Genomic DNA, 13,099 nt, shown 5'->3' with positions numbered 1-13,099 from the left:
CCAGGCGCTGGCACAGACGCGGCGCGGACACAGACGCAGCCGTATTGGGGCTCGGTGCGGGGCCGGGTGGGGTGCGGGCCGGGTCCGGAACGCTAGTGCGGGGCGGTGTGTGGGGTGTGGATATGCCGCTGGCCGGCACCCCAGGTTCGGGGTGCCGGCCAGCGGTCGTGTTGCCGTGCGGTGGTGCTTTGGTGCGGTGGTCAGCTGTTCCAGTGCTGGCCGACGAGGTCGGCGGCCTGCTGCTCCCACTGGGCGTAGGCGTCGGGGTAGGCGGAGACCTGGACGGTCTGCGCGGCCTGGGTCAGGGGCATGTCCTGCCACCCATCAACCTGCCGCAGACCCTTGAGGAACGCGGTGGTCGAGTAGGCCGGGTCGGTGATCTGCTCCGGGGTACCCCAACCCGAACTCGGGCGCTGCTGGAACAGGCCCAGCGAGTCGTGGTCGTTCATGTCACCCAGGTGACCCAGGTTCTCCAGCTTCGACTCCTGCAGGCTCGTCGCGATCGAGATGACCGCAGCCCGCTCCGGGAGACCAGCCTTCTTCGTCGCGGCGATGATCGCCTTCGCGTTGCCAGTCTGCTCGTCGTTGAGGCTGATGCGGGACTGGTCGCCCTGCGTGCCGTGCGGGATCAGCTTGCTCGTGTCGGGCTTGTCGGCCTGCACCGCCACCGCGACGGGCTTAGCGTCGACCGGGTTGGCGTGGCCGGCGATCGGACCGGCGAACACACCACCGGCGAACGCGAGACCAGCAACAGACAGCACACTCTTACGCATGATCGTGTTCATGGGGGTAGCTCCTTCGGGGGTAGGAACACCCGCACACCAACAGGGGGTGGCAAGCGGGTGTGAGCACCTCGTCCGGCGCTGCACAAAACAGGGGAAAGTCTTAAAGGGGGTTGGCGCCTGGCTGACGGCGCCGAGGTCGGCGGCCTACAAGCGGGGGGCTCGTGGCGCCGGGTCTGTGTGTAACGACCCGAGGTCGGGGCTCATTCCCGGGGTGGCTCACGAGCGGAGGGCTTGTGGCGCGCCCGGGTTCGGCGGCCTGCGAGCGGGGGCTCGTGGCGCCGGGTCCAGGTGTAACGACCCGGGGGCCGGGGTCATTCCGGGGGTGGCCCGTCCATCGGCACCTCGTGGAGGCGGCCGGGCGGGCGGTCGTTCGTGGGGACTGCAACGACCGGGCCCGGGTCGGCATTCCAACCCCGGGGGGCGGGGCGGCTAGCCGGTGGTGCTGCGATCGTCAGGATATGTAACGACCCCGGGCCGGCCATGATTCCGGGCCACGGGTGCGACCGGTCACAGGCCAGAGCGCCCCAGAACGGACAACCACCCACGCACACGACGCACGTCGCCCAGGCCGGACATCCCCAGACCGGACAAACCACCCAACACCCGACACGCTCTGGCCTCGGGTGGCCGGCCACCCGCAAGACCCACTCCAGATCGCCGACATTGCGGTATCCGACGCACGGGATACCCCAACATCGGCGATGTCGTGTCGATCATGTTCGGGACCGGTGACGTGAGGCCCGCGGTGGACGGACCGCGCGGGTGTGGGTCCCACACCACCGGCGCGCGGGCGGCGGCCGTCAGGGCTGGCGGTGACGGGGGGCCGATAGCCGACATGGGGGTCGGCGGTGACGGGAGGGCCGGCATGCCCGTCGTGACGGTGGGCGGCGCTGGGGTGTGTGATCGTCGGGCCTGTGCTCGGCGACGCGAAACCGCGCCCCCGGTGCGGGGACGCGGTTTCGCGGATGTCAGTGACGTGTCGGGTCAGGCGACGTTGCGTTGGGCCGGGACGGTCGACTTGTGCGGGCGACCCAGGCGGGCCTCCAGCCGTGCGACGTCGACCCGGGCGTGCCGGCGGTCAGCGAGGTCCTCCCAGCCCACGGCGAGCAGTCGCAGTCGTTCCGCCTCGCTGAAGCCGCCCCACACGCCGTACGGCTCGCGGACGGACAGCGCGTGCGCGGCGCACTCGGCCCTGACCGGGCAGGCGCGGCAGACCGACTTGGCGGCGGACTCACGACGCAGTCGGGATGAGCCTCGCTCGCCGTCGGGGTGGAAGAACTGGGCGCTGTCCCGCCCCCGGCAGGCACCGAGTCGCTGCCAGTCCCAGAGATCGACGATGGGTCCGGGCAGTCTACGTACGTTCGACATCAGCACCCCTCCTCCCGCGCGGCTCCGCGAGAATCCTTGTGGCCGGCATCCGTGCGGCGGGCCGCGCAGGCGCACCGTTCCCGGCCTGGACCTCCCGGTACCCGGGCCGTCGTCGCCTCACACTTCTGTGATCGAAAACGTCCTAGAAATTGCGGCTTCTGCCCTATTTGTCGGAAAAGTTCGAAGGATTGCCGGGAACCCCCTCCCCAGCCGACCCCGTCATGGTCTGCTCGTTGGCGGAGAGGAGACCACAGTGCGTACCGTTCTTGTGTGCGTTCGGACACCACTCGCGGCCCAGCACCTTACTTCTGCTGCCGCGCGGCTGGGGTTGTCCGCAATTGTTCGTACCGCCGTCTCCGATCCTGAGGTGATGCTGCGGTTGGCCGAGCGACCTGCCGACGTGGTGCTGGCCGACACGGCCCTCACCCGGCCGGACAGCGCCGGCTTCGTCCGTCGGGTGCTGGCCCGCGCGCCGCAGGCCGCGGTGGTGCTGCTCGGTACCGAAGAGTCCGAGGCCGCGGCGGCCACCATCAGCGCTGGCGCCCGGGGTCTCATCCAGAATGTCGACCACGATCTGACCAGTGCGGTGGCCAAGGCTCTGCTGCTGCTCACCGCGCCCGGCCGGGCCTCCCGGCAGCGGATCACCGATCCGGCCCGGGACACCGCGTCGGTGGGCGGTTCCGGTCGCTCCGGGCCGTCGCCGCGTGGCTCCGGTGAGCCCGGCTGGGCGGCCACGCCCGGCGAGGGGCAGGCGGGTGTGCCGTCGGTGCCGGTGCAGCGGGGTGACGACGAGCCTGAGTCTGCGACGGGCGAGTCGGCGGCCGAGCAGACCGACGCGACCCGGCCCGCCCCGAACGCCCGGTCCACCCGCGCGTCGATCGGGCTCACCGAGCGCGAGCTTCAGGTGCTGCTGGGCATGGCCGAGGGCAAGAGCAACGCGGAGATCGGCCGGGAGCTGTTCGTCTCGGAGGACACCGTCAAGACGCACGCCCGCCGGTTGTTCCGCAAGCTTGGTGCTCGGGATCGGGCGCACGCGGTGGCCGCGGGTTTCCGGGCCGGCCTGGTCGCCTGAGGCACGCCGTCGCGCGCCACCATCACTGGGTGGCGGTCGGGGTGCCCGGCTCGTCCTCGGTGCCCTCGCTCAGCGTGTCGTGCACCCCGTCGGCGTACCCCCGGGCGTAGTCCCAGGTCACGTAGTGGTCCGGGTCGGGGTCGTACGCGGGCTCGTGCACCCGGGGGCGACCCGAGTTGAGCAGGTGCCGCAGGTTGCCCCGGAGCAGGTCCCAGTCGAAGTAGTGGGGCTCACGGCAGTCCTCGCATTCGATCACCAGCCCACGGACCCCGATCGGGGCCAGCAGAGCCTGGTAGATCTCCAGGTCGGCGAGGTCTTCCAGCACATCCTGCCGCTCGACGTCGGTCAGTGGATCCGGCGTCGCATCGTCGCCCGGGTCCTCCAGACCCGCTGTCGGATCGGCCGGGTCGCCGTTGAACGGGTCGATGGGCTCGTCGTGCACCCCCTCACCGTAGACCCAACGCGGCGGGGACGTCCGCCCCCGGGCTCGCGCCGGGCCGGCCTGCCACGGACGAGTCGCGCAGCTCACTGGGTACGATGAAGCGACGTGCCGGTACCGTGGCGCGCTCCGGTGCCCGCCCGCGCCACCTCGCTGAAGCCCATCCGAGCAGCTCAGGGGAGCAATCGTGGAAAATTCGCCCAGCGCCGACTTTGCGGCCGGTGTCGAGTACGCCGACCTGGGCGGCCACCTGCCCGAGCTGCCGACCGGCTCCGCCCGGGTGGTTCCGCTCGGCCTCACCTTCGACGACGTGCTGTTGCAGCCGGGCGAGTCGGACGTGGCGCCCAGCGAGGTGGTCACCCGTACCCGGCTGACCAAGGAGATCGAGATCGCCATCCCGCTGGTCTCCAGCGCGATGGACACGGTGACCGAGGCGCGGATGGCGATCGCGATGGCCCGCAACGGCGGCATCGGCGTGCTGCACCGCAACCTCTCGATGGAGGACCAGGCCCAGCAGGTCGACCTGGTGAAGCGCTCGGAGTCGGGCATGATCACCAACCCGGTGACCTGCTCGCCCGAGGACACGGTGCGCGACGTCGACCGGCTCTGCGCGAAGTTCCGCATCTCCGGGCTGCCGGTGACCGACGCCAGCGGCGCCCTGGTGGGGATCATCACCAACCGCGACATGCGGTTCGTCTCCGACCCGTCCACCCCGGTCCACGAGGTCATGACGAAGCTCCCGCTGATCACCGCGCCGGTCGGGGTCAGCAAGGCCGACGCGCTGGACCTGCTGCGCAAGCACAAGGTCGAGAAGCTGCCGCTGGTCGACGAGGGTGGCCGGCTGCGTGGTCTGATCACCGTGAAGGACTTCACCAAGAGCGAGCAGTTCCCGCTGGCGACGAAGGACTCCTCGGGTCGGCTGCGGGTCGCCGCCGCGATCGGCTTCGGCGAGGAGTCGTACAAGCGGGCTCGGACCCTGGTCGACGCCGGGGTGGACGTGGTGGTGGTGGACGTGGCGCACGGCCACAGCCGGGCCATCGTCGAGATGATCCAGCGCCTGAAGCGCGAGACCGACGTGCAGGTGATCGGGGGCAACTCCGCCACCTACGCCGGGGCCCGTGCCCTGGCCGAGGCCGGCGCGGACGCCGTCAAGGTCGGGGTCGGCCCAGGGTCGATCTGCACGACCCGGGTCGTCGCCGGCGTCGGCGTACCGCAGATCACCGCGATCATGGAGGCGGCCCGGGCCTGCCGGCCGCTGGGGGTGCCGGTGATCGGCGACGGCGGGATGCAGTACTCCGGCGACATCGCCAAGGCCCTCGTCGCCGGCGCCGACTCGGTGATGCTGGGCAGCCTGCTCGCGGGTTGCGAGGAGAGCCCGGGTGAGCTGATCTTCATCAACGGCAAGCAGTACAAGTCCTACCGGGGGATGGGCTCGCTCGGCGCCATGCAGAGCCGGGGTGTGCAGAAGTCCTACTCCAAGGACCGCTACTTCCAGGACGACGTGATCTCCGACGAGAAGCTGATCCCGGAGGGCATCGAGGGGCAGGTCCCCTACCGTGGCCCACTCGCCACCGTCGCCCACCAGCTTGTCGGAGGCCTGCGGCAGGGCATGTTCTACAGTGGCGCCCCGACCATCCCCGAGCTGCACCGGCGTGGCCAGCTGATCCGGATCACCGCGGCCGGGCTGAAGGAGAGCCACCCGCACGACGTCCAGATGACCGTCGAGGCGCCCAACTACCACTCCCGCTGACCCACCACCCCCAACCACCTGGAGTCCCCCATGCGTGACGTGGTCGAGATCGGGCTGGGCAAGACCGCGCAGCGCGGCTACCACCTGGACGACATCGCCATCGTGCCGAGCCGCCGTACCCGGGACGTCGATGACGTCTCGACCTCCTGGCAGCTCGACGCGTACCCGTTCGGCATCCCGTGCGTCGGCCACCCCTCCGACGCCACCATGAGCCCTTCGTCGGCGGTGCGGCTCGGTCAGCTCGGCGGTCTCGGCGTGCTCAACGTCGAAGGGCTCTGGACCCGCTACGAGAACCCGACCAAGGTGCTGGAGGAGCTGGCCGGCCTCGGCGAGGACGCCCGCGCCACCAAGCGGCTCCAAGAGGTGTACGCGGAGCCGATCCGCCCGGACCTCATCGCCGAGCGGGTCCGCGAGTTGCGCGCCGGTGGCGGCACGGTGGCGGTGCGGGTCTCTCCGCAGCACACCCTCGCGCTGGCCCCGGTGATCCTGGACGCCGGGGTGGACATCCTGGTCATCCAGGGCACCATCGTCTCGGCCGAGCACGTGTCGACCACCGACGAGCCGTTGAACCTCAAGGAGTTCATCGCCGACCTCGACCTGCCGGTGATCGTCGGCGGCTGCACGGACTACAAGACCGCTCTGCACCTGATGCGTACCGGCGCGGCCGGTGTGATCGTGGGCATCGGTGGCGACGAGTGGTCGACCACCGAGTCGGTGCTGGGCATCCGGGTGCCGATGGCCTCCGCGATCGCCGACGCGGCGGCGGCCCGCCGCGACTATCTGGACGAGACCGGCGGCCGGTACGTGCACCTGATCGCCGACGGTGACATCCAGACCTCGGGCGACATCGCCAAGGCGCTCGGTTGCGGCGCGGACGCGGTGATGCTCGGTGAGCCGCTGTCGCTCTGCGACGAGGCGCCCGCCGGTGGTGCCTGGTGGCACTCGGCGGCGAGCCACCCGTCGCTGCCTCGGGGTGCCTTCGAGGTTGCCGGTGAGCCGCTGGGGTCGATGGAGCAGCTGCTCTTCGGCCCGGCGGATGAGGCCGACGGTCAGCTCAACCTGTTCGGGGGGCTGCGTCGGGCCATGGCCAAGTGCGGCTACCGCGACCTGAAGGAGTTCCAGAAGGTCGGCCTGGTCCTCGACCGCTGACCCTTCGGTCAGACGCCGGAAGGCCGGCCCCGCCACGCTGCGGGGCCGGCCTTCGGCGTACCGGGGGTGTCAGCCCTCGGTGAACTCGACCCAGTTCAGGTTGACGAGGCCGCTGGTCGGGCCGCCGGATACGGCGGTGAAGACCAGGTAGAGCCGATGCGCCCCGGCCGGCTGGTCCACCGGCACCGCGGTGCTGGTGAAGGCCGAGTTGCCGGTGGTCGCGTTCAACGCCGCTGTGGCGACGACGGGGCCGGTCGGCGAGTCGAGTCGCAGCTCCACCGTCGCCCGTGGGGTGCCGGCGGTGGCCGCCGAGCCACCGGAGTGCCGCAGCGTCACGGTGGACACCCCGCCCAGGTTGATCGGGTCGAACGCGAGGTGGTCGCCCGGGTCGATCCCGCTGACGTGCTGCCCGCCGCCGGTGTCACCGGTCACGGCAACCTCGACGCCCTGCCGTACCTGGGCGTTCTCGGCCTGCTGTCGGGGCGTCTGGATGATCGCCTGGCCGACCGCGGTGATCGGGGCCTGACCGCCGCCGCCCAGGTCGCTGTACGAGGCGCTGATTCCCCCGTAGAGGTATCCGCCGGCGTGGTCACCGCCGTCGGCGGGGGTGGCGAGGGTGCCGGTGCAGCCGGTGGTCGAGCTGTCCGGGTGGCCGTGGCTGTCGTGGCCGAGGACGAAGGTCACGGTCACCCGCGAGCAGTCCACCGGCCCGTCCTCCGGGTCCGTCACGGTGACCGTGAACGGCACGGTCTCACCCCAGGTGAAGAAGCTGCCGCTCACCGGGCTGGTGACGGTCACCGTGGGCGCGGTGTTACCCACCACGATCTCCTTGGTGAGCACCGCCGTCTTCCCGCTGGAGTCGGTCACCGTCAGCTTGGCGGTGTACGTCCCGTTGGCCGTGTAGGTGAACGACGGGGCCGGATCAGCCGAGTCGACCGTGCCGTCGCTGGTGAAGTCCCAGGCGTACGAGATGGACTCGCCCGGGTCCGGGTCGTAGCTGCCGGCCGAGGAGAACCGCACGGTCAGTGGTGCCGATCCCGAGGTGGGAGTGGCGTCGAGCTTCGCCACCGGTGACCGCTTGCCCTTGACGTACCGGATCACCGACAACTGCGCGTCCGGGTTGGCCCGGAAGAAGCCGTCGCCGTACTCGAGCAGGTAGAGCGAGCCGTCCGGGCCGAACTCCATGTCCATCGGGTTGTCGAAGACGACGCCGGGAAGGAACTGCTCGACGCCGGTCAGGGTGCCCCGGCCGTCGGTGCGCATCATGAAGATCTTGTCCCGGGTGAACTCACCGAACACCACCGCGTTCTGGTAGTACTCGGGGAACTTCACCTCGGAGGTCGACGCCGGGTCGTACGAGTAGATCGGGCCGCCCATCGGGCCGACGCCGCCGGTGCCGATCACCGGCCACTTGAAGTCGCAGCCGGCCGGCGGGTTCTCCAGGTACGAGCCGGCACACGGGGTGCGCGCGTCGAACGTGTACCAGAACTGCGGCTGCTCGACCTTGGGCAGGACCCGCAGGCCGGTGTTGCGCGGTGAGTCGTTCACCGGGGCGCCGCAGTTGAACGGGGCGCCGGAGGTCCGGGTCACGAAGTCGAAGTCGATGTACGGCAGGCTCGGCGAGTAGCAGTACGGCCAGCCGTAGTTGCCGGCCTTGTCGGTGGCGAACCAGCGGCCGGTGCCGTCCGGCCCCCGGGTGGCGCTGGGTACGCGGGAGTCCGGCGAGTAGTCGCCGACGTAGACGATGCCCTTGGCGTCCACGTCGTACCGGAAGGGGTTGCGAAGCCCCATCAGGAAGATCTCCGGTCGCGTCTTGGCGGCGGTGTCCCGCTCCTCGGGGAAGAGGTTGCCCTTCGGGATGGCGTACGTGCCGTTGGCCCGCACCTTGATCCGCAGCAGCTTGCCCCGCAGGTCGTTGGTGTTGGCCGCCGAGCGCTGCGCGTCGTAGCCGGGGCCCTGGGTCGGCGACTCGTTGATCGGCGTGTAGCCGTCGGAGCCTCCGGCGTTGGTGTCGTCGCCGGTGATCAGGTAGAGCAGCCCCTTGCCGTCGAACTTGATCTCGCCAGCCACGTGGCAGCAGATGCCGCGGTCCACGTCGACCCGGAGGATCTGCTGCTCGGTGCTCATGTCCAGGTGCGGAGTGGGCGAGTCCACCAGCTTGACCCGGGAGAGCTGGTTGTAGCCCTTGAACTTGTCCCAGACGGTCGGGTCGGTGGAGGTGGCCGGCGCGTCGCCCTCGTTGACGCCCGGGGTGGCCGGATCGTCGACGGGAGTGTTCAGCCTGGGGGCGTAGTAGATGTAGACCCACTTGTTGGTCGCGAAGTCCGGGTCGATCGCCACCGACTGGAGGCCGTCCTCGTCGTGCTGGTACACGTCGACGGTGGTGATCACCGGGCTGGCGCCGGTGGCGGGGTCGTAGAGCCGCACCTCGCCGCCGCGGGTGTTGTGCAGCACCCGGCCGTCCGGGAGTACGGCCAGCGACATCGGCTCGCCCGGGTCGTCGTTGAGGGTCACCTTCTCGTAGTTGCCGAGCACCGTGGCGCCGCAGTCGCCCTCGACCACGCCGGCGGACCACTGGATGCCGCCGAGCAGGTGCTCACGGAACTTCGCCGAGCGGTACGTCTCGATGCTGTGCCCGAGGCCGGTGTAGAAGGAGCGCCCGCCCTGGTGGTCCTTGCACCAGGTGACCGGGTGGTCGTACCCCATCGCGCCGCCGGTGTAGGTCTTCTCGTCCACGGTGGCCAGCACGTGTGCGGAACCCCGGACGTTACGGCTGAAGTTGTACCACTCCTCGGTGAGGGTGAGCGTGCGCGGCAACGTCTCGCTGGCGGGGTGGGCTCGGTCGGCCACGTCCACCACGCCGCGAACGGCCGGCGAGGCACCGGCCACCTTCGCGCCGACCAGGTCCTGGTAGAAGGTCCAGTCCGGCTCGGTCTCCGCCGCCGCGTGCACGCCCACGTAACCGCCACCAGCCTTGACGTACGCCTCGAACGCCGCTTCCTGGCTGGCGTTGAGTACGTCGCCGGTGGTGTTGAGGAACACCACCGCGCGGTACTTCGCCAGCTCGGCGGCGGTGAACACGGCCGCGTCCCGGCTCACCGTGACGGTGAAGTCGTTCGCCTGGGCAAGCTGCCGGATGGTCGCGACGCCGTCGGGAATGGACGCGCGGCGCTCACCCGCGGTCTTGGTGAACACCAGCACCCGGTAGGTCTGCGGGGCGCGGGCGGCAGAGCGCAGCGCGGTTGGTCCGTTCTCCACGACGGCCGGCGTGGTCGGGGCCACGTCGTCGGTCGGGGCGGCGGTCGCGGGGACGGCAGAGGTGAGGGGGATGGTGAGGATCAGTCCAGCGGCGACGGCGAACCATCGTCGTCCGGTCGGTCGGGGCATCGGTTCCTCCGGTGGTCGGCAGACGCGCGGCATCCCCGGCCGCTGAGGGCCGGCAGCACGTCTGCGTGGGGGATGGACCGGGCGCGTCCCGTCGCCGAAGGGGGACGCGGGTGACCGGGCCGGTGTCGTACGGCCCGTCAGCGCGAGCCGGCGCGGTGGCCGGCGGAGGGGGCGCGACCGGTGTCCGCTGGACACCGGTCGCGCCGGGGATCACTTGTCGACGTAGATGGTCAGGTCGGACATGTTGCGGTAGCTGGTCGCCGCGAAGTCGAGCGACTGTCCCCTGTTCTCGGTGCCGCCGGGGGCGGTGTCCATCTCCCAGTTGGCGTGGTGGAAGTTGCGCTCGCCGATGGTCTGGAAGAACTGCTGGAAGTTGAGGTCGCCCTCGCCCAGCGGGGTCATCTGGTGACCGTTGGGCACGCTGGTGTCCCGGTCGCCGTCCTTGGCGTGGAAGAGCGGGAACCGGGTGGTCCGCTCGGCCACGGTGAGGATCGGGTCGAACAGGTCGGTCACCTCCTGGCCGGTCGGGTTGACGTACTTCTGGTGCTTGTAACGGGCGACGTAGGCCCAGTAGATGTCGAGTTCGAAGAAGACGTACCGCGGGTCGGTGATCTCGAAGAAGTACTCCAGCCGGCGGATGCCGGAGGACCGGGTCTGTCGGCCCTGCGCGTCGCGCGGGCCCCGGTCGATCAGGAAGCTGTACGCGGTGTCGTGGTTGTGCGTGTAGAGCCGCATGCCCCGGGCCCGGGCCTGTCGGCCCAGCTCGTTCCAGATGTCCGCGGCGGCGTCCCACTCGGCCTTGTACGCGCTGCTGGTCGGATCGCTGCCGGTGCCGATGTTCTTCATGCCGAGTTCCTCGGCGATGTCGAGCTGTTGCTGGAAGGTGGCCGGCTGGATGGAGGCGTGGGTGCCGTTGGCGACCAGACCGTTGTCGTCGAGGATCTTGCGGATCTCGGCTGGGGTGATCTGCCGGCCGAGGATCTCGGTGCTCTGGGTGTAGCCGGCGAACTCGATCTCCTTGTAGCCGATCTCGGCGAGCCGGGCGAGGACGCGCTCGAAGCCGTACGGCACCCCGCTGTCGTCCGGCGCGGCGGTGATCCGGTCGCGGACGCTGTAGAGGATGATGCCGCGGTTCTTGGCCGGGATCAGCGGCTCGACCCGCAGCCTGCTCGCCTTCTTGGGGTTGGCGAGCGCGGGAGTGCCGGTGGCGAGGACCGGCAGGCCGGCCGCGCCGATCGCGGCGGCGGCGCCGGCCGAGGCCGCGAGCAGGGACCGGCGGCTGAGCCGGCCGGTGGGGGAGGCGTCGGGGGTGGTGTGGTCGGGCATGGTTCCACCTTTCGCGACGGCGGTTGCCGTCGATCACGATCAGCAGAGGCGCGACGTGGTCCGGTCGCGGGGCGCCGCCGAGCGCCCGTGGGGCCAGGACGCGGGTGTGTGCCGTCCCGGCGGTGATCGGCGTGAATGTTCCGAGCTCGTTACATCTTGGAGACAGACACTAACGTCGGTCTAAGTCAAAAGAAAGTGTCGATCGATGAGAACTTTTGAACGTTTCAACGAAAGTTGCTGATGATCGTCAATATGGATCGCGCGGACGGCGGCGCTGACTACGCTCGTCCTGACCGGGGAAGCCGCGGGAGGAGTGTGTGCATGGTCCTGACCGGACGGACGCCGGCCGGCAGTCGGGTCGCCGCCACCGTCGCGCTGACCTGCGTCATCGGATTGATCGCCGCCGGTTGTACGGGCGATGACGGCGGCGGCTTCCGGCCCGGCGCGGCCGACGTCGGCGACCCGTACGTGCCGGGGCGCGGCAACGGCGGCTACGACGTCACGCACTATGGCCTCGACGTCCGCTACGACCCGTCGACGGATCGGCTGACCGGTCGAGCCGTCATCACCGCCACGGCCACTCAGGACCTGTCTCGCTTCAACCTGGACCTGGCCGGCCTGGACGTCGGCGCTGTCACCGTGGGGGACGCGCGGGCCGACCACCGTCGCGGCGACGGCGAGTTGGTGGTGACCCCGCGCGACGGGCTCCCGCGCGGTCGGCAGTTCACCGTGACGGTCGACTACGGGGGTGTGCCGACACCCGTCGCCGACGGGGCGCTGGGCAGCGGAGGCTTCCTGCACACCGCCGACGGCGCGGTCGCGCTCGGCCAACCCGACTCGGCCGCCACCTGGTTCCCGGTCAACGACCACCCCTCGGACAAGGCGACCTACGACCTGGCGGTGACCGTCCCGGACGGCCTGGCCGCGCTGAGCAACGGAGTGCCCGGCCCGAAGAGCAGCGCCGACGGCTGGACCACCTGGCGCTGGTCGGAGCGCGCCCCGATGGCCAGCTACCTGAGCACACTGGTGATCGGCAACTACCGGGTGGTGGTTGGCACCCACGCCGGCCGGCCGATGGTCACCGCGGTGGCGGCGAGCCTGCCGCCGGCCGGTGGCGCGGCCACCTCACTGGCCCGCACCGGTGCGATCGTCGACTTCCTGGCCAGCCGCTTCGGCCCGTACCCGTTCGACTCGTACGGCGGGATCGCGATCGCCGACGACCGGATCGGGTACGCGCTGGAGACCCAGTCGCGCCCGGTCTACGGGCCGGCCTTCTTCACCGACGACCGGCCCAACCTGAGCGTCGTCGCGCACGAGCTGGCCCACCAGTGGTTCGGCGACAGCGTGTCGGTGGGCAGGTGGAGCGACATCTGGCTCAACGAGGGCTTCGCCAGCTACGCCGAGTGGCTGTGGGAGGAGCACGACGGCGGCCGGACCGCCCAGCGCAACTTCGAACTCCAGTACGCGACGACCGACTGGTCGCAGCCGTCGGTCGAGCCGGGCCGGGAGGGGATGTTCGGCGCGGCCGTCTACAAGCGGGGGGCGCTCGCCGTGCACGCGTTGCGACGGACCGTCGGTGACGACATGTTCTTCCGGATCCTGCGTACCTGGACCGCCGAGCGGGCGGGGGGTAACGCGACCACCTCGGACCTCGTCGCGCTGGCCGAGCGGGTGGCGGGTCGACAGCTGCGGCCGCTCTTCGACGCCTGGTTGGTGGGTGGGTCGGCGCCCACACTGCCCTGACGGAGCCGCGACGGTCGGTCGATATGCTGCCGCCTGGGAACGGCGGCGAAACGCCCGTTCACCGTACGCGGGAGGGTGTG

General features: G+C 70.6%; 9 protein-coding genes. 4 read left to right on the top strand and 5 right to left on the bottom strand.

What is annotated here, in order from left to right; all coding sequences use genetic code 11:
* Positions 1-200 precede the first annotated feature (200 nt).
* Together HNR20_RS10350 and HNR20_RS10345 are read right to left on the bottom strand one after the other, a co-directional pair.
* Positions 201-785 (bottom strand): hypothetical protein, encoded by a 585-nt coding sequence (locus HNR20_RS10350; protein ID WP_184178588.1) that lies wholly within the window; start codon positions 783-785, stop codon positions 201-203.
* Positions 786-1,769: 984 nt separating this feature from the next.
* Positions 1,770-2,153: a WhiB family transcriptional regulator gene (locus HNR20_RS10345; protein WP_184178586.1), complete on the bottom strand. Its 384-nt coding sequence runs from the start codon at positions 2,151-2,153 to the stop codon at positions 1,770-1,772.
* A gap of 253 nt (positions 2,154-2,406) precedes the next feature.
* On the opposite strand from HNR20_RS10345, the gene HNR20_RS10340 reads away from it, so the two are divergent.
* The gene (locus HNR20_RS10340; RefSeq protein ID WP_184178584.1) at positions 2,407-3,225 is read left to right on the top strand and encodes a helix-turn-helix transcriptional regulator; all 819 of its coding nucleotides are present in this window, start codon (positions 2,407-2,409) and stop codon (positions 3,223-3,225) included.
* Positions 3,226-3,247: 22 nt separating this feature from the next.
* On the opposite strand, the gene HNR20_RS10335 is transcribed toward HNR20_RS10340, so the two are convergent.
* Positions 3,248-3,667, bottom strand: a complete 420-nt coding sequence (locus tag HNR20_RS10335; RefSeq protein WP_110563029.1) for a DUF5319 domain-containing protein — start codon at positions 3,665-3,667, stop codon at positions 3,248-3,250.
* 184 nt (positions 3,668-3,851) lie between these two features.
* On the opposite strand from HNR20_RS10335, the gene guaB reads away from it, so the two are divergent.
* Together guaB and HNR20_RS10325 are read left to right on the top strand one after the other, a co-directional pair.
* Complete coding sequence (guaB, locus tag HNR20_RS10330; RefSeq protein WP_184178582.1) at positions 3,852-5,414, top strand: IMP dehydrogenase; 1,563 nt, start codon at positions 3,852-3,854, stop codon at positions 5,412-5,414.
* Between the two features lie 30 nt (positions 5,415-5,444).
* Positions 5,445-6,563 carry a GuaB3 family IMP dehydrogenase-related protein gene (locus tag HNR20_RS10325; protein ID WP_184178580.1) on the top strand — a complete coding sequence of 373 codons (1,119 nt, stop codon included), beginning with the start codon at positions 5,445-5,447 and terminating at the stop codon, positions 6,561-6,563.
* 69 nt (positions 6,564-6,632) lie between these two features.
* Here HNR20_RS10325 and HNR20_RS10320 read toward each other — a convergent pair whose 3' ends face one another.
* Complete coding sequence (locus tag HNR20_RS10320; protein WP_184178578.1) at positions 6,633-9,950, bottom strand: ThuA domain-containing protein; 3,318 nt, start codon at positions 9,948-9,950, stop codon at positions 6,633-6,635.
* Positions 9,951-10,160: 210 nt separating this feature from the next.
* Positions 10,161-11,276 (bottom strand): sugar phosphate isomerase/epimerase family protein, encoded by a 1,116-nt coding sequence (locus HNR20_RS10315; RefSeq protein WP_184178576.1) that lies wholly within the window; start codon positions 11,274-11,276, stop codon positions 10,161-10,163.
* A gap of 321 nt (positions 11,277-11,597) precedes the next feature.
* Here HNR20_RS10315 and HNR20_RS10310 point away from each other — a divergent pair, with 321 nt between their 5' ends.
* Positions 11,598-13,019 carry a M1 family metallopeptidase gene (locus HNR20_RS10310; RefSeq protein WP_184178574.1) on the top strand — a complete coding sequence of 474 codons (1,422 nt, stop codon included), beginning with the start codon at positions 11,598-11,600 and terminating at the stop codon, positions 13,017-13,019.
* The last annotated feature ends 80 nt before the right edge of the window (positions 13,020-13,099 follow it).

It is taken from the genome of Micromonospora parathelypteridis, assembly GCF_014201145.1.
GTDB lineage: Bacteria > Actinomycetota > Actinomycetes > Mycobacteriales > Micromonosporaceae > Micromonospora > Micromonospora parathelypteridis.
This window is presented reverse-complemented; position numbering and strand designations above follow the sequence as displayed.